Genomic DNA, 16,258 nt, shown 5'->3' on the forward strand with positions numbered 1-16,258 from the left:
ACCAAGGGCTGCCTGGACGCGTCACACCGCTGACCGCGTGGGAAGCGACACCGAAGGCCGAGTCGCCACGCCCCAAACCCGATCGGCCACTGTTCGACCGGCCCGCGCCACGCCCGCGGACGGCACCACCAGTGCCGCTGGACCTGCCCGCCGGCGCCCTCACTAGAAAAGTGAACACCGCCGGCACCATCACGCTGAACCAGGTCACCTACATGGTCGACGCGCAACGCGCCTTCGAACACGTCCTAGTCGTCAGCCACGGCGACAAAATTATCGTGACTGACACCCACGGCGAGGTCCTCGCTGAACACACCCGACCCGCACCCGGCATCAGATATGTCGGCAACGGGCGACCCCGCGGCCCACGCCCCAAGCCCGAGGAACCGTCACCAAAGTCCTGACACACCAACCGTCACCCATGTCCTGATACAGAACTGTCACCGATGTCCTGAGACATCACATCCGACGCGGTCGAACCGTCCGGCCGGCAAGATTTCCGCCGGGCTGGGTGTGTTGATCCCGCTCCTCTGCGGGTCGTTCCGACCCGCTTCGTCGCAGGGCTGGGTCGGTCGGCCCCGCTCCTCTGCGGGTCGTTCCGACCCGCTTCGTCGCCGGGCTGGGTGTGTTGATCCCGCTCCTCTGCGGGTCGTTCCGACCCGCTTCGTCGCCGGGCTGGGTCGGTCGGTCCCGCTCCTCTGCGGGTCGTTCCGACCCGCTTCGTCGCCGAGATAGGCTCTACCCATGCTCAAGCAAGCCAGCAACCGCGCATTTGCCGCCACCACTGCACTCGTCCCACTCGCCGCCTCAGCCGTGCTGATGAGCGCCTGCAGTCCGGACCAGCTACCCACCAACACGCCTGGCACACAACCCCCGATCTGGACCGGCTCACCGGCGCCGTCGAGCGCGGAGCGAAGCGGTCAGCAGGGCGGCACCGACAGCCTCACCACGCAGCTGAACGACGCCAACGGAACCAAGGTCGCCACGGCGAAGTTCGAGTTCAACCAGGGCTACGTGACCGTCACAATCGAGACCACCGGAACCGGTCAGCTCAGCCCGGGCTTCCACGGCGTGCACATCCATTCGGTGGGCAAGTGCGAGGCCCACTCGGTAGCTCCAGCCGGCGGTGAGCCCGGCGACTTCTTCTCTGCGGGTGGACATTTCATGCCTCACGGCGAGCACGACGCTGGCGCGCTGACCGCTCTGCAGGTCCGCAAGGACGGTGGGGCTCTGCTGGAAACCACCACCGACGGGTTCACCAAAGCCGACCTGTTGGCCGGTGCGGGCACCGCGATCGTCATCCACGCCGGCGCCGACAACTTCGGCAACATCCCGGCGGAGCGCTACAGCCAGGTCAATGGAGCACCCGGACCGGACCAGATGACGATGTCGACTGGCGACGCCGGCAAGCGGGTGGCCTGCGGTGTGATCGCTGCCGGTTAGTTGCTCGTCGGACAGGGGGAGCGCTATCAGGGTCAATTTCGCGTCCTCGCCCCGCCCGACGCTGGGAGTCGAATGGGAGTTCGCCCTTGTCGACGCGCAGACACGCGATCTGAGTAACGAAGCCACCGCGGTGTTCGCTGAAATCGGCGAAAACCCCCGTGTGCACAAGGAATTGCTACGGAACACTGTCGAAGTGGTTACTGGCGTGTGCGACAACACCGCACAGGCGATGGACGATCTCCAGACCACGCTGAAGTCCGTGCTGCCGATCGTCCGGCAGCGCGGCATGGAGCTGTTCGGCGCGGGCACCCACCCCTTCGCGAGTTGGTCGACCCAGCAGCTGACTGATACGCCGAGATACGCCGAGCTGATCAAGCGCACCCAGTGGTGGGGCCGCCAGATGCTCATCTGGGGAGTGCACGTCCATGTCGGAGTTTCCTCGCCGGACAAGGTCATGCCGGTGATGTCGTCGTTGCTCAACTGGTATCCGCATCTGCTCGCGCTGTCGGCCTCGTCGCCCTGGTGGGTTGGCGACGACACCGGGTACGCCAGCAACAGGGCGATGATGTTTCAGCAGCTACCCACCGCAGGCCTGCCGTTCCAGTTCGACAAGTGGGACCAATTCGAGCGTTTCGTCCACGACCAGAAGAAGACCGGCATCATCGAGGATGTCAACGAGGTGCGGTGGGATGTTCGCCCGTCACCGCACAACGGGACGCTCGAGGTGCGGGTCTGCGATGGTGTCTCCAACATCGGCGAGCTCGGCGCGTTGGTCGCGTTGACGCATTGCCTGGTGGTCGATCTGGAACGTCGTCTGGATGCCGGCGAGACGCTGCCCTCGATGCCGCCATGGCACAACCAGGAAAACAAATGGCGCGCAGCCCGTTACGGTTTGGACGCGATCATCATCTTGGATGCCGACGGCAATGAACGGTTGGTTACCGAGGATCTCGACGATCTGCTGAACAGGCTGGAACCCATTGCGGAAACCCTGGATTGCGCCGACGAGCTGGCGGCGGTGGCAGACATTCCGCGGCGCGGTGCGTCGTATCAGCGGCAGCGCCGGGTCGCCGAGGAGCACGACGGAGATCTGATCGCCGTTGTCGACGCGCTGGTCGAGGAATTGGAGATCTGATGGAGCGCGCAGCTGAATTCGGCCGCCTGCCAATGTTTCCGCTGCAGTCGGCATTCCTGCCCGGCGAGGAGCTGCCGCTGCAGATCTTCGAGCCGCGCTATGCACAGATGGTGCGAGACTGCTTGCAAACCAACAATCCTCGCTTTGGTACGGTGCTGATCGCGCAGGGACGCGAAGTCGGCGGCGGGGAGATGCGCTGCGATGTCGGCACCGTGGCCAGGGTCGCTGAGTGTGTCGAAGTCGCCGGTTCGGGCCGGTTCATGCTGCGCTGCACGACCGCCGAGCGCATCAAGGTCTGCGAGTGGTTGCCCGACGACCCCTACCCGCGGGCCGTGGTCCAGGAGTGGCCCGACGAGCCGGGGGAATCGGTCAGCGCCGGCCAACTGGAAGACCTCGAAGACCGGATGATGGCGTTGTTCGAGCGCATTGCCGCCGCGCGCGATCTTCCTGTGCCAGATCGACAGGATGCGCTGGGCTCCGGTCTTGACTTCTCGGATGCAGGAGAGCGACTGTACGCCTTGGCATCTCGTATTCCGATCGGCCCAGCAGATCGCTACTCTGTGTTGTCCGCGCCGACGGCGCACGCGCGGTTGGCGGCACTGGGCGAAGCGGTCGATTCCGTTGCCGCCGTGATTGAATTTCAGCTCCGCCAGTAACGTAGCGGCGAAACCGCGTGCAGGCGTCCTTCGATGAAAACGGGGGCAACATCAGCACAGGTGCAGCCAGCGAGCGACGTCCAGCGCGGCCGGGTCGCCGGGTTGGGCGCGCTGGACCGAGATCGGAAACCGCTACAACGTCGCTGGGCGCCGGCCGACGGCCCGGCCGAGGCAGCGTTTCTCGGCCGGCGCCACGGGGTATCCGCTGCGAAGTGAACGATCACAACTGTCCCAAACGTATGGAATACGGGCCGTGCGGCGGTGTCAGGTCCGACGGGCAGTGCGAAATGCGATCTGGTCCGTGCGCGTTCGACGACGCTGTGTCATGGCCGGAACCTCCTGCCCGGGTTCGTCCTGCGGCGGCGCCACTGATCCTTACGGATTTCAGTTGTAAGCCTTTCGATGCCGCCGACGTCGCCGCCACGGCTGCGACTCTCGCGCCGAGTTGCGATGCGGTATTGGTCGGCGAGCACCAGAACCGGCCCGATTTTCCGCCGACGCTGATGAGTCAGTTGATCCTCGGTCACGGCGTGACGCCGTGGATCACGCTGTCCTGCCGAGACCGCAATCGCGTTGTGCTGGAGCAGGAGTTGCGCGGATTGCGCTACGGCGGCGCGACGACGGTGTTCTGCGTGACCGGTGACGGTCGGGGCTACGACGTGCGCCCCGACGTCACGCCGACATTCGACCTGGACGGTCCACGACTGGTCGCGCTGGCCACCTCGCTCGACATGGTCGCGGCCGTGCCCGAAACGCCCACCGCGCCACCCACTCACGTGCGTGCGGCCCGACTTGTCGAGAAGCAGCGAGCCGGTGCGAGCTTGGCGGTGCTCAATCATGTGCCGTCGGCAACGGCGTTGTCGGCGTTCATGGATGACGCGCGGGCAGCCGGTCTGGCAATCCCGGTGCTGGCGGCGGTGGCCGTGTTCACCGACGTGGTCTCGGCCGCCGTGCTGCAGGGCCTGCCCGGCCTGGAGTTGGAACCGGCACTGGTCGAGGAGGTGGTCAACGCCGCCGATCCCATCGAGGCCGGTATCGAAGCGGCCGTGACCGGAGCGCGAGAGAGGCTGGCTGTCAACGGTATTGACGGAGTCAATCTATCCGGCTTGGCGTCCGCGTCGGGAACCCGGCGGGGAGCGGAGATCAAGGCCGAGGTCGGCGCGCGGATTCGGGCGGAGCATGCCGCGTGAGCAACGAAGCTAATGCCGAATTCGACACGTTGGCCGAGTGGACAGCGCAGGTGGCCGTGGATCTGGGCAAGGACTTTCACATTCCGGCCGGCTGCCGGGGCAGCGGCAGCCCGGCGGTGCTGGACCTGCTGATCGATTATCTGGATCTCAAAGCTGGTGAGACGCTGCTGGATTGCGGCGCCGGTGTCGGCGGGCCGGCGGCCTACGCGGCGGAGCGGCGCGGGGTTCAGCCAATACTCGTCGAGCCGCAGGCGGGTGGCTGCAGTGCGTCGCGCACGCTCTTCGGCTTTCCTGCACTGCAGGCCGACGCGGCGAACATGCCTTTCCCTGACGAAGCCTTCGATGCGGCATGGGCGCTGGGCGTGCTCTGCACCACCGAAGCGCAACTGGAGTTACTGAGGGAACTCCGTCGGGTGGTGCGGCCGCCGGGTCGCATCGGGTTGCTGGTGCTGGTGGCCGAGGAGTTGTCGCCGCCCGGGGAACCCGAAGACAGTTTCTTCCCGACCCGCGAGTTGTTGGACTCGTTGGTGCCTCGCGCGGGTCTGCGCATCGAAGCATGCCGCAGCGTCAGCGATATCTGGCAGCCACCGGAGCAATGGCAACAGCGTGTGACGGCGGTTGAGGCCGAGCTGGAGCGGCGACACGGAGCCGATTCCGACTGGCAGCTGGCCGAACGTCAGTCTGACCGGATCGCGCAGCTGTTGCACGAATCCGTGATCGAGCCGCAGGTGTTTTCGCTCCGGCGCGGCCACTAGCGTTCGGTGGCGAACGCCCGCAGGTTGGCCAGCTGCGCGGAATCCAGTGAGGGATGGACATGTTCGCGGGCCGCGGCGACATCAGCCGCAGTGATTTCGGCCGCGTCCACCGAGCGTCGCATCGCGGTGAGCGCCGCTTCACGCAGCAGCGCCACACAGTCAGCGGCGCTGTAGCCATCCAATCCGGCCGCCAGGATATCGAAGTCCACGTCGTGCAGCGGAATGGACCGGCCGGCGGCCCGCAAGATTTCCGCTCGCGCCCGCGCATCGGGTGGTTCGACGAAAACCAATTTCTCCAGCCGCCCCGGCCGCAGCAGTCCCGGGTCGATCAGATCCGGCCGGTTGGTGGCGCCGATCACCACGACGTCACGCATCGGTTCGATGCCGTCGAGCTCGGTGAGCAGCGCCGCCACCACCCGGTCGGTGACCCCGGAGTCGAAGCTCTGCCCGCGCCGCGGGGTCAACGCATCGATCTCGTCGAGGAAGATCAGCGACGGTGCCGAATCGCGGGCCCGGGCGAACAATTCGCGCACCGCCTTCTCCGACGAGCCGACCCACTTGTCCATCAGCTCAGAGCCTTTGACGGCATGCACGGACAGCCGCCCGGTGCTGGCCAGTGCACGGACCAGGAAGGTTTTGCCGCAGCCCGGCGGTCCGTACAGCAACACCCCTCGCGGTGGCTGGACACCCAGGCGGGCGAAGGTGTCGGGATGCTGGAGCGGCCACAGCACCGCCTCGGTCAGGGCTTGCTTGGTTTCGACCATGTCTCCGACATCGTCGAGGGTGATCGAGCCCAACGTCACTTCCTCGGCGGCCGATCGAGACAGCGGCCGGATCACGGTCAGCGCCCCGATGAGATCGGCCTGGGTTAGTTGCGGTGCGGTGCCCTCGGCGCTGGCCCGCGCCGCCGCCCGCAGCGCACCCTCGCGCACCAGCGCGGCCAGATCGGCCACCACGAAACCGGGTGTGCGATCGGCGATCGCGCCGAGGTCGAGGCCCTCGTTGGGCACCCGGTCCAGCAGGCGCCGCAGCAACGCGGCGCGCGTCGGCCCGTCGGGCAGGCTGAGCACCAGTTCCCGGTCGCACAGGTCGGGGGCGCGCAGTCGCGGGTCGAGGTTTTGCGGCACCGACGAGGTGACGATCACCGCGACTCCCACTGCGGCGACCGCTTTGCGAAGCTCGGAGAGAATCAGCGTCGCAACCGGTTCGGCGACGGCGGGCAGCAACGCGTCGATGTCGGCGACCAACAGGACGCCGCCGCCGTCACACACGCTGGCGACCGCTGCGATGACGCGCTTCAGGCGGTCCTCGGCGGCCAGCGCGCCCGCCTCGGGACTGTCGAGTTCGATCAGTCGCCGGCCGGCACAGACCGCCCGTACCAGCGTCGCCTTTCCGACACCCGCAGGACCGGATATCAGGACACCCAAGTTGGTTGCGGCACCCAGGGTTTGCAATAGGTGTGGCTCGTCGAGGGCGAGTTTGAGCCACTCGGTCAACTTCGCCGCCTGCGCGCCGACGCCTTCGAGGTCGTTGACGGTGAGCCGCGGAGCCTGCATGGTGACCGGTGCCCCGGCGACATCCGTCGCGACACCATTGCCCCATGTGACCAGTGAATTCGGTTGCACGCTCACCGGCCCGGCCGGGTCCACGCCGGTGACTGTCAACAATTCCGACGTCCAGCTGATGCCCACCGAGGAGGCCAGTGCGCGCGTCGCCGCCGACGTGGAGGTGCCCGGTCCCAGATCGCGGGGCAACAGCGACACCGCATCGCCGACGGTTAAGACCTTGCCCAGCAACGCTTGTCGTAGGGTGTTCGGGGGCACCGATTCAGCGGCCAGCGTCGATCCGCTCAGCGTCACCGACCGTGCGCCGTAAACCGTGGCAGCAACGACGATGACGGCCACGCCCTCGCTCAGGCCCGCGTTGGACAAGGTCACGTCGTCGAGCAGCACGGTGCCGACCGGCACCCGCGGGCCGGCCGTGCCGGCCACCGCAGCCGTGGTTCGCGACCCGGTGAGAGAAACCGCGTCCCATTCCCGGATGCCGAGCGCCGCAATGGCATTGGGGTGCATCCGGATGACCCCGCGACGCGAGTCGACGGCCGAGGTGTTCAGCCGTGCGGTCAAGGTCAGCTGAGCCCGGGCCGTCATGTCCGGCCGGTCGGCCTGCGTAGTCCGAGCCGCGCCATCGACCGGCGGTTGGGCTGCGCGCGGCGGATCGCGCGGCGGGTGGCGCGTCGCTGCTTGGGTTTCTCACCCCACGCCTCGGGATGCGCCGCCAGCCACTGGTGGCTGCGGACCGAAAACGGGATGTAGCACAGGTAGGCCGCGATCACCACCATGATCAGGATGTAGGGGAACAGGAACGCGGCGGCGGCGACGATGGTCAGCCCGGCCAACAGCAGCGCGGCCAGGTTCGGTGGCACCGACACGGCGTGCATCTTGCGCATCGGGATCCGGCTCACCAGCAGCATCGAGCAGGCCACCAGCCATGCGCAGACAAACCACGGCGACGTCCACCAGCCCGCGCCGAATTGCAGCTTTGCGGCCAGCGGACCCAGCGCGCAAATCGCTCCGGCCGGCGCCGGCACGCCGACGAAGAACTCCCGCGCAAAAGGCGGCTGGCTGACGTCGTCGAGCAGCGCGTTGAACCTGGCCAGCCGCAACACGACCGACACGGCGTAGAGCATGACGACCACCCAGCCGGCCGGCAGTGCCGCCAGCATCGACACATACATCACCACCGCCGGGGCGACGCCGAAGTTGACCGCGTCGGCCAGCGAGTCGATCTCCTCGCCCATCCGCGACTCGGCATCCAGCGCGCGCGCCACCCGGCCGTCGAGCCCGTCGAGAACCGCGGCGGCGGCGATCAGCGCGATCGCCATGTACGCCTGGCCTTCCAACACAAACCGGATCGACGTCAGCCCCGCGCAGATCGCCAGCACACTCATCGAGCTGGGCAGGATGCGCAGCGGGACGTTCCGCTTGCCGCGCGGCTTAGAGGTGATCACGGCAGTTGCGCCAGCACCGTCTCGCCGGCGACGGCGCGCTGACCGAGGCCCACCATCACCTGAGCGCCCGCAGGCAGATACGTGTCCAGCCGTGACCCGAACCGGATCAGCCCATAGGTGTCACCGATCGAGAGCTTGTCGCCGGCGTGGACGTTGCACACGATCCGGCGGGCTACCAGACCGGCGATCTGGACGGCCACGATCTCGGCCCCGTCGGCGGTGCGGATCCGCACGCTGTTGCGTTCGTTGCGCTCGCTGGCGACGGGCAGGTCGGCCGATCCGAACAGGCCCGGCCGATGCCGCACGTCGATCACCTCACCTCCCACCGGGGCCCGCTGGACATGGGCGTCGAACACCGACAAGAAAATGCTGACCCGGGTCAGCTCCGCATCGCCCATCCCCAACTCCGATGGTGGCGCGGCGGACTCGATCAGACAAACCTGGCCGTCGGCCGGTGCGACGACGACGCCGGGTCGGGTCGGCGGTACTCGCGGCGGGTGTCGGAAGAAGCCGGCACAGGCGCCGGCCGTCAGCAACCCGGCGCGGCGCAGCCAGCGCGAGCGGTGGCCGACGAGCGCCAGGCCCAGTCCGGCGGAAATGAACGGCAGGCCGGCGGGATGCACGGGCGGTACGGTCTGCCGCAGCAGCGAGAGCATGTGCTGCGGGCTGATCGTCGGTTTTTCGGCGGTCGAGCGGGGACGTCGTGCCACCCGGATATCCTAGAAGAGCCGCGACCGTGCTCAGACCGGATACGCGACGCCGGTCAGTTCCTCCGACACCGCCCACAGCCGGTGCTGCAGATTTGGATCGTGTGACTGCGCGCTGGACGACACCAGCCGGGGGTGGCCGCGCAGCTCGCCCAGGCCGTCGGGCCCGTAGTACTGGCCGCCTTCGACAGCCGGGTCGGTGGCGGCCCGCAGCGTCGGCAGGGCGCCCATGGCCGCACCCTGGAAAACCAGCGGGCCGGTCAACGCCATCAGCGGTTTGAGCAGCGTCGGCGCGTTGCGACCCAGCTCGGTACTGGACGCCCCGGGGTGGGCGGCGACGGCGATGGTGTTGCTGTGGTGCTCGGCCAGGCGGCGCTGCAACTCGTAGGTGAACAGCAGGTTGGCCAGCTTGGACTGGCCGTAGGCGGCGAATCGGTCGTAGCGGCGTTCCCACTGCAGATCGTCGAAGTGGATCTCGGCACGCAGTCGGTGGCCGGTGCTGCTGACCGTCACCACCCGGGAATCCCGCACCGGCAGCAGATTGTCCAGCAGCAGGCCGGTCAGCGCGAAATGGCCGAGATGGTTGGTGCCGAACTGCATTTCGAAGCCGTCGTCGGTGAGTTGCTTGGGAGTCCACATCACCCCGGCGTTGTTGATCAGCAGATCGATGCGCGGGTAGGCCTTGCGCAGTGCGGCGGCCGCGGCGCGCACCGAAGCCAGTGAGCTGAGGTCGAGTTGCTGCAGCGTCACGTCGGCGTCGGGGTGGGCGGCAACGATGCGTGCCAGCGCGAGATTGCCCTTTTCCAGGTTGCGCACGGCCAGGACGACGTGTGCGCCGGTCTGGGCCAGCGCGGCGGCGGCGTGGAAACCGAGACCGGTGTTCGCGCCGGTGACGACGGCAACCCGACCGCTCTGGTCAGGTATGTCGGCGGTGGTCCATTTACCGTCGGAACTCATCGCAGGCAACGATACCGATCCAAGCTTGGGTTTCGCCGTGTCGGTGCAATTCGGGTGGGCGTCGGTGGCATTGTCTTAAAGCGTGGAAATGGTCGATCCCGCGCAGTTGCCCAGTCGGCGCGCACCGTTGCGATGGGCGGTTGGCGGTGTCGTTCCGTGGCTGCTGCTGGCTGTGGGTCAATTCGTCTGGTTCGCGATGGACAAGCGAATGCCGTGGCTGCACATCTTGATCGGCGCCGTGACGGTGCTCGGCGTGGCGATGTCGGTGGCCCTGGTGCCGCTGTGGCGCTACCGGGTGCATCGCTGGGAACTCAGCCCGCAGGCGGTGTTCACCCGCACCGGGTGGCTGATCCAGGAACGCCGCATCGCACCGATCTCGCGGGTGCAAACCATCGATACCTATCGCGGCCCGGTCGACCGACTGTTCGGGTTGGCCAACGTCACCGTCACCACAGCCTCATCGGCCGGCGCGGTACATATCGCGGCGCTCGACGTCGATGTCGCCGACGGGTTGGTCGCTCAGTTGACCGACATCGCTGCGATCGGCGCCGAGGATGCCACATGAACCAAACCGGGTGGCAGTGGCTGAGCCCAAGAATGTTGCTGGTCCACCCGATTCATGAACTGTTGCGCGAACTGCCGATCCTGATCGGCGCCGTCGTGGTGGGCACCACCACCGGTAACCAGTGGTGGACGGTCGGGGTGGTGGCCTACACCGTCGTGATCGGTGTGGCGCGTTGGGTAACCACCAGCTATCGCGTTGAGGCCGGCCAGTTACAGCTGCGAACCGGTCTGCTGCGACGCCAGGTCTTGTCATTGCCGCTCAACAGGATTCGTTCGGTCAGTAGCGATGCGCGCCTGCTGCACCGGCTGTTCGGCTTGGCAATCGTGCGGGTGAGCACCGGCCGAGAAGCCAACGGCGGGAGCGGGTCCGCAGCGTTCGAGCTCAACGCCGTCGAGGTCGGCCAGGTGCCGCGGTTGAAGGCGATCTTGCTGGCCGACTCGGCTGAGCCGGCTCAGGCCACCGCGGCGCACCTCGATGAGGTACTGGCCCGCTGGGATCCGGCTTGGCTGCGGTATTCGCCGTTGAGTGTGTCGGGTCTATTGTCGTTGGGTGCTGCCGCCGGTGTGGTTTACGAGTACGGATTCGTTGGGCCGCTGCAGCATTCGTCGATGGTGACGTCGGTGCTCGATGCGTCCCGGCGGCTGGGGACAGTCAACACCGCCGCGGTCGCCGTCGGGGTGATCGTGGCGGCATCGGTGGTCTTGGCGGTGGGCCGCTCGTTGCTCACCTGGGGCAACCTCGTGCTGCTGCGTCAGGCCGACGTTCTGCACTTGCGGCACGGACTGTTGCGGGTTCGCGAGCGTTCCTACGACATGAGTAGGCTGCGCGGCGGCACTCTGCGACAACCGCTGCTGGTGCGGGTGTTCGGTGGCGCCCGGTTGGATGCGGTGATGACCGGTGTGCACGGTGCCGGTGAGGCGTCGGTGCTGCTGCCGCCGTGTCCGGCGGCCACGGCGGAGGCGGTGCTGACCGAGTTGATCGGTGATCGTGCGGTGGTCTGCGGCCCGCTGCGCGGCCACGGCCGCCGGGCCGCGACCCGACGATGGACGCGAGCCCTCGGCCTGCCCGTGTTGGCGGGCGTGGCGCTGGCCGTTGTGGCCGTTGTCGGAGGTAAATCGGCTGTGCCCGTGTGGATTTGGCCTGCGTGGATCGCGGTGACGGCGTGGTGCGCGCTGCTGGCGGTGGACCGGATCGGCGCGCTCGGCCACCGGGTCCACGACGGCTGGATGGTGATGCGGTCCGGCAGCGTGGAACGACGCCGCGACTGCCTCGCCACCGCCGGCATCATCGGCTGGACGGTGCGCCAGACGCCGTTCCAGCGCCGGGCCAAGGTCGCTACGTTGGTCGCGGCGACGGCCGCCGGCGTCAAACGCTATCCGCTGATCGACGTGCCGGAGGACATTGTGTGGTCGATCGCGGCCGAGGCGTCGCCGTGGGTGGCCGACAGCATGTGGGCCCGCCGCTGAGTTACGCCGAACGTGCAACCAGTGCGAGAAATCAGCAAGTCTTTCGCACTGGTTGCACGTTCGGCGCGCGCACAGCTAGGCGGTCAGCCCCCGCACCGCGATGATGCGCTCCGCGAGTTGTTCGCTGGTGGCCGCTGCCACCGGTGGCCCGCCGCACAGCCGACGCAGCTCGTTGTGAATCCAGCCGTGGGGCTTGCCGAGTCGATAATGCGCCGCTGACACCAGCGCGTTGAGTTCGCGGCGGAGGTCGCGCAGCTGGCCGTGCCGGGTGACCGGCTCGGCCGTTCCGACGTTGTCGCGGGTGCGCCGGTCGTACTGCTCTTCTTGCTGGCGGCGCAACAACTCTCGCATCTGCCCGGCGTCCAGCAGGCCGGGGATGCCGAGGTAGTCGGCCTCTTCGTCGCTGCCGGCGGGGGTGGCGGTACCGAACGACGAGCCGTCGAAAATTACCTGGTCCAGTTCGGCGTCGGCGCCCAGCGACTCGAATTTGTTGTCCAGCTCGGACGGCTCGTCTCGGCGGCGCTGCGCTTCCTCGAGCTCGTCGGACTCCCGATGTGGTTGGCCGAGAACGTGATTGCGCTGTGCCTCCAACTCGCTGGCCAGCAGCAGCAGCGCCGGCACCGACGGCAGGAAGACGCTCGCGGTCTCACCGGGCCGCCGGGACCGGACGAACCGCCCGATCGCCTGAGCAAAGAACAACGGCGTGGAGGCGCTGGTGGCGTAGACGCCGACCGCCAGGCGTGGCACGTCGACACCTTCGGACACCATTCGCACCGCGACCAGCCAGCGGGTGTTCGAGGCGGCGAACTCCGCGATGCGTCTCGACGCACCAGGATCGTCCGACAACACGACCGTCGGCTCTTCGCCCGTGATTCGTTTCAGCAGAACGGCATACGCTCGGGCAGCCTGCTGATCCGAGGCGATCACCATCCCGCCGGCGTCCGGAACGCCGCCGGCCCGCAGCTGTCGTAATCGGGTGTCGGCCGCAGTGACGACCGCAGGCATCCATTCACCCGTCGGGTCCAGCGCGGTGCGCCAAGCCCGCGCGGTGTGCTCGGCGCTGGCCGGCTCGCCGAGTCGCGCGGCGTATTCCGCTCCGGCGCTGTCACGCCAGCGAGTCTCGCCGGAGTAGGCCATGAACACCACCGGGCGCACGACGCCGTCGGCGAGCGCGTCGGTGTAGCCGTAGGTGTGGTCGGCCTGCGATCGCATCAACCCGCCGGCGTCCGGTTCATACCGCACGAACGGGATCGCAGAGTCGTCGCTGCGGAACGGTGTGCCGGTCAGCGCGAGCCGGCGGGTGGCGTCGGCGAACGCTTCGGAGAGGGCGTCGCCCCAGCTCTTGGCCTCGCCGCCGTGGTGGATCTCGTCGAAGACGACCAGCGTCCGTCTGCCCTCGGTGCGCACCCGGTGACGGCTGGGGTGGCTGGCGACCTGGGCGTAGGTGACGACGACGCCGTGGTACTCCGCCGAGGTGTGCGCTGCGCTGTTGCTGAACTTCGGGTCCAGTGCGATGCCGTCGACGGCGGCCGCCGAGGCCCACTGCACCTTGAGGTGTTCGGTGGGCACCACCACGGTGATGGCCTCGATGGTGCGATCGGCCAGCAATTCAGCGGCGATCCGCAGAGCAAACGCGGTCTTGCCGGCGCCGGGGGTGGCGACCAGCAGATAGTCACGCGGTTTGGCGCTCAGGTAACGCACCAAGGCCCGACGCTGCCAGCCCCGCAAAGCCCGGGTGCTGGGCGCTTCAACTGCCCGCACCCGGAAACTCCTATCTGATCGAGATGCAGTCTAGGGCAAGCACATCGGGCCATGCATCTCCGCAGGACGGCGGCGCGTCGCCGTGCGCCGACGCCACAACACCCCAGGCCGCTGGATCGCAGCCCGGGGTGTTGCGCGCGCTTGGTTACGTTCTTACAGGCCCAGGAATGTGGACGGGTCCGCGAGGCTACTGAGACCGGCGAAAGCATCGCCCGGGTCGAGAGCCGCGGTGGGGTTGAAGTCCGCCACCAGTGAACTCAGGTTGAGATCACCGAGCGGCGTCACAAACGTGTCGGTCGCAGTGCCGGCGCCGCCACTGGCACTTGGGATATCCGTGTAGACGTTCTCGTACCCATTGCCGAAGTTGTAGACGTCATAGACCGTTCCTGTTGCCGGCAGAGATGGACTCGAAGTGCCGACGGGGTCGTCCCCGACGACGGTGATCTGCGTGTTCGTCATACCGTAGACGTTTGCCACGTCTTCGTTGGTCGAGACAACACCGAGTTCGTCACCAGAAGAGTTGTAAGCCTCGAACAATTGGGGTGTCGTGCCGCCGTCCAAGAACGGCGAGGCACTGAAATCAGGGGTCACCGGCACGTAGCCCTGCTGAAAGGCGAGGGTGGAGGAATTCAGGTCGATGGGATCGAAGGTGTAGCCACCGAGTGTGAAGGCATCCGAACCGGTCGCAGATGGTGCGACGGCGGACGCGGCATCGGCGGCGGCGCTGCCCGAGTCGGCGAATGCGACGGCGACGGGCAGCAAGGTGGTGGCCAGCAGTCCACCGGTGGCTGCGCCGAGTGACAGCAGGATACGACGGTTCATTGGTTCTCCTCTAACAGTTGTGTTCGTTTGCCGTGCAACACCACAACTTCCCCCCCGGGGAACCTGTGCGAGGTCTGAGCGTATGCCGAAGTTCGCTGTGGTTGTAGGCAGCTAGGTGCCGGTCTGCTGGGAATCCGCTGGGCTGCGCTCGTAACATCAACCGTGTGGCAACGCCGATCATCGACGAAAACGCCCGCGCGGAACGGCTTGTGGACGCCCAGGCCAAGGCGGTGCGGTTGTTCGACGAGATCGAACGCCGCGGCCTGATCCGCCCGGGTGTGGGGGAGAAGGCGTTGTCCGACGAGATCCGCGACCTGGCCGCGGCGCTGCTCGGTGTGAAAGCCCACTGGCATCGCCGCATCGTGCGGGCCGGTGAGAACACCCTGCAGCCGTTTAGCGAGCATCCGCCGGACCGGGTGATCGCCGAGGGGGACATCGCATTCCTGGACCTCGGCCCGGTCTTCGAGGAGTGGGAGGCTGACTTCGGCCGCACCTTCGTGCTCGGCGATGACCCGCACAAGCTCGCCGTGCGCGACGCGCTACCGAGGGTGTGGGACGCGGGACGCGACTATTTCGACAGCCATCCGGACATCACCGGCGCCGAGTTGTACGACCACGTCGTCGAACTGGCGCGCGCTGAGGGATTCGAGTTCGGCAGTCCGATCGCCGGACACCTGCTCGGGGAGTTCCCGCACAAGAAGATCGTCGGCGCTGACGCGCAGTGGTATGTCACGCCGGGGTCTAACAAGCCGATGCGCCGCCTCGACCCGCAGGGCCGGGTCTGCCATTGGATCCTGGAGATCCATCTGAGCGACCCGGGCCGCCGGATCGGCGGGTTTTACGAGCAGTTGCTCGATTTGGCCTAGACGGGGTAGGTGACCCCGGTCAGTTCCTCGGAGACGGCCCACAGCTTGCGCTGACGCTCGGCGTCGTGCGACTTCTTGCTCGAGCCGACGAGCACCGGGGCGCCCTGCGACTCCGCGAAGCCCGACGGACCGTAGTACTGCCCGCCGATTACCGCCGGATCTGTGGCGGCCCGCAGCTGCGGGAGCGCGCCGCCGGCTGCGTCCTGGGTGACCAGGGGTGCGGCTATCCGGAAGACGGACTGGATAGGACCGGGCAGGTGGCGCATCAATTCGGTGTCTGAGAAGCCGGGATGAGCCGCCGCGGCAATCGTCGTTGCGCCGGGCGCCAGCCGCCGCTGCAGTTCGTAGGTGAACAGCAGATTAGACAGCTTGGCCTGTCCGTACGCCGCGACCCGGTTGTAGCTGCGTTCCCACTGCAGGTCGTCGAAGTGAATGTCGGCCAAGATGCGGTGACCAACGCTGCTGACCGTCACGACCCGCGAGCCGGCGACCGGCAGCAGGCGGTCCAGCAGCAGGCCGGTCAAGGCGAAATGCCCGAGGTGGTTGGTGCCGAACTGCAGCTCGAAGCCGTCCTTGGTGGTTGCCTTCGGTGGATACATCACGCCGGCGTTGTTGATCAGCAGGTCGATCCGGTCGTGATCGGCGCGCAGTTGCGCCGCGGCCGCGCGGATCGATTCCAGCGACGTGAGGTCCAGCTCTTGAAGGGCCACGTTCGCGTCGGGGGATCGCTTCTGGATTTCGTGCGCGGCGTCCCTACCTTTGTCGAGGTTGCGCACCGCGAGTACGACGTGAGCGCCCTTGGCGGCCAGCGCCGCGGCGGTCTCAAACCCGAGCCCGGTGTTGGACCCGGTGATGACGGCGACGCGGCCGTGCTGGTCAGGAATGTCGGCGGTCGTCCACTTGGACATCGATAGCTCCCTAAACTGTA

At 67.4% G+C, this 16,258-nt stretch carries 15 protein-coding genes and 1 pseudogene; 9 read left to right on the forward strand and 7 right to left on the reverse strand.

Features of this window, described 5'->3' with window-relative positions:
* From AC2VOG_RS03880 to AC2VOG_RS03905, 6 genes and pseudogenes are all read left to right on the forward strand, one after another.
* Nucleotides 1–401, forward strand: a pseudogene (locus tag AC2VOG_RS03880) (IS481 family transposase); the annotation flags it as partial.
* Between the two features lie 340 nt (nt 402–741).
* Nucleotides 742–1,440 (forward strand): superoxide dismutase[Cu-Zn], encoded by a 699-nt coding sequence (sodC, locus tag AC2VOG_RS03885; protein ID WP_486938597.1) that lies wholly within the window; start codon nt 742–744, stop codon nt 1,438–1,440.
* Entirely contained in the window at nt 1,430–2,575 is a 1,146-nt protein-coding gene (locus tag AC2VOG_RS03890) for a glutamate--cysteine ligase (protein ID WP_486938624.1), read from the forward strand. Before sodC ends, AC2VOG_RS03890 begins: the two co-directional genes overlap by 11 nt.
* The gene (locus tag AC2VOG_RS03895; protein ID WP_486938598.1) at nt 2,575–3,231 is read left to right on the forward strand and encodes an LON peptidase substrate-binding domain-containing protein; all 657 of its coding nucleotides are present in this window, start codon (nt 2,575–2,577) and stop codon (nt 3,229–3,231) included. Before AC2VOG_RS03890 ends, AC2VOG_RS03895 begins: the two co-directional genes overlap by 1 nt.
* A gap of 212 nt (nt 3,232–3,443) precedes the next feature.
* A complete protein-coding gene (locus tag AC2VOG_RS03900; protein ID WP_486938599.1) occupies nt 3,444–4,421 on the forward strand; it encodes a methylenetetrahydrofolate reductase in 978 nt (325 codons plus the stop codon).
* The gene (locus tag AC2VOG_RS03905; protein ID WP_486938600.1) at nt 4,418–5,176 is read left to right on the forward strand and encodes a methyltransferase domain-containing protein; all 759 of its coding nucleotides are present in this window, start codon (nt 4,418–4,420) and stop codon (nt 5,174–5,176) included. Before AC2VOG_RS03900 ends, AC2VOG_RS03905 begins: the two co-directional genes overlap by 4 nt.
* Here AC2VOG_RS03905 and AC2VOG_RS03910 read toward each other — a convergent pair.
* From AC2VOG_RS03910 to AC2VOG_RS03925, 4 genes are read right to left on the reverse strand one after another with little or no spacing between them, the layout of a single operon-like run.
* Nucleotides 5,173–7,326, reverse strand: coding sequence for an AAA family ATPase (locus tag AC2VOG_RS03910; protein WP_486938601.1), 2,154 nt, complete (start codon nt 7,324–7,326; stop codon nt 5,173–5,175). The two genes, AC2VOG_RS03905 and AC2VOG_RS03910, sit on opposite strands and share 4 nt — an antisense overlap.
* Nucleotides 7,323–8,183 carry a CDP-alcohol phosphatidyltransferase family protein gene (locus AC2VOG_RS03915; protein ID WP_486938625.1) on the reverse strand — a complete coding sequence of 287 codons (861 nt, stop codon included), beginning with the start codon at nt 8,181–8,183 and terminating at the stop codon, nt 7,323–7,325. The genes AC2VOG_RS03910 and AC2VOG_RS03915 overlap by 4 nt, the downstream gene beginning before the upstream one ends.
* Nucleotides 8,183–8,896: a phosphatidylserine decarboxylase gene (locus tag AC2VOG_RS03920; protein WP_486938602.1), complete on the reverse strand. Its 714-nt coding sequence runs from the start codon at nt 8,894–8,896 to the stop codon at nt 8,183–8,185. The genes AC2VOG_RS03915 and AC2VOG_RS03920 overlap by 1 nt, the downstream gene beginning before the upstream one ends.
* Nucleotides 8,897–8,926: 30 nt before the next feature.
* Complete coding sequence (locus AC2VOG_RS03925) at nt 8,927–9,850, reverse strand: SDR family NAD(P)-dependent oxidoreductase (RefSeq protein WP_486938603.1); 924 nt, start codon at nt 9,848–9,850, stop codon at nt 8,927–8,929.
* A gap of 82 nt (nt 9,851–9,932) precedes the next feature.
* Between AC2VOG_RS03925 and AC2VOG_RS03930 the strand changes: the two genes are divergently transcribed.
* A complete protein-coding gene (locus AC2VOG_RS03930) occupies nt 9,933–10,415 on the forward strand; it encodes a PH domain-containing protein (protein ID WP_486938604.1) in 483 nt (160 codons plus the stop codon).
* A complete protein-coding gene (locus AC2VOG_RS03935) occupies nt 10,412–11,881 on the forward strand; it encodes a PH domain-containing protein (protein ID WP_486938605.1) in 1,470 nt (489 codons plus the stop codon). The genes AC2VOG_RS03930 and AC2VOG_RS03935 overlap by 4 nt, the downstream gene beginning before the upstream one ends.
* Nucleotides 11,882–11,956: 75 nt before the next feature.
* On the opposite strand, the gene AC2VOG_RS03940 is transcribed toward AC2VOG_RS03935, so the two are convergent.
* On the reverse strand, nt 11,957–13,642 hold the full coding sequence (locus tag AC2VOG_RS03940; RefSeq protein ID WP_486938606.1) for a DEAD/DEAH box helicase: 1,686 nt from the start codon (nt 13,640–13,642) through the stop codon (nt 11,957–11,959).
* 153 nt (nt 13,643–13,795) lie between these two features.
* Nucleotides 13,796–14,464 carry a hypothetical protein gene (locus AC2VOG_RS03945; protein ID WP_486938607.1) on the reverse strand — a complete coding sequence of 223 codons (669 nt, stop codon included), beginning with the start codon at nt 14,462–14,464 and terminating at the stop codon, nt 13,796–13,798.
* 164 nt (nt 14,465–14,628) lie between these two features.
* On the opposite strand from AC2VOG_RS03945, the gene AC2VOG_RS03950 reads away from it, so the two are divergent.
* Entirely contained in the window at nt 14,629–15,330 is a 702-nt protein-coding gene (locus AC2VOG_RS03950; RefSeq protein ID WP_486938608.1) for a M24 family metallopeptidase, read from the forward strand.
* Here the strand turns inward: AC2VOG_RS03950 and AC2VOG_RS03955 are convergent.
* Nucleotides 15,327–16,238, reverse strand: a complete 912-nt coding sequence (locus tag AC2VOG_RS03955) for an SDR family NAD(P)-dependent oxidoreductase (RefSeq protein ID WP_486938609.1) — start codon at nt 16,236–16,238, stop codon at nt 15,327–15,329. The genes AC2VOG_RS03950 and AC2VOG_RS03955 overlap by 4 nt on opposite strands.
* Nucleotides 16,239–16,258: the final 20 nt, after the last annotated feature.

Source organism: Mycobacterium sp. TH-M11 (genome assembly GCF_057473725.1).

What these genes read in the sequence shown, in the direction of transcription:
- sodC (WP_486938597.1), top strand. Translation starts at nt 742, where the DNA reads ATGCTCAAGCAAGCCAGCAACCGCGCATTTGCCGCCACCACTGCACTC.
- AC2VOG_RS03955 (WP_486938609.1), bottom strand. Translation starts at nt 16,238, where the DNA reads ATGTCCAAGTGGACGACCGCCGACATTCCTGACCAGCACGGCCGCGTC.
- AC2VOG_RS03945 (WP_486938607.1), bottom strand. Translation starts at nt 14,464, where the DNA reads ATGAACCGTCGTATCCTGCTGTCACTCGGCGCAGCCACCGGTGGACTG.
- AC2VOG_RS03895 (WP_486938598.1), top strand. Translation starts at nt 2,575, where the DNA reads ATGGAGCGCGCAGCTGAATTCGGCCGCCTGCCAATGTTTCCGCTGCAG.
- AC2VOG_RS03925 (WP_486938603.1), bottom strand. Translation starts at nt 9,850, where the DNA reads ATGAGTTCCGACGGTAAATGGACCACCGCCGACATACCTGACCAGAGC.
- AC2VOG_RS03910 (WP_486938601.1), bottom strand. Translation starts at nt 7,326, where the DNA reads ATGACGGCCCGGGCTCAGCTGACCTTGACCGCACGGCTGAACACCTCG.
- AC2VOG_RS03935 (WP_486938605.1), top strand. Translation starts at nt 10,412, where the DNA reads ATGAACCAAACCGGGTGGCAGTGGCTGAGCCCAAGAATGTTGCTGGTC.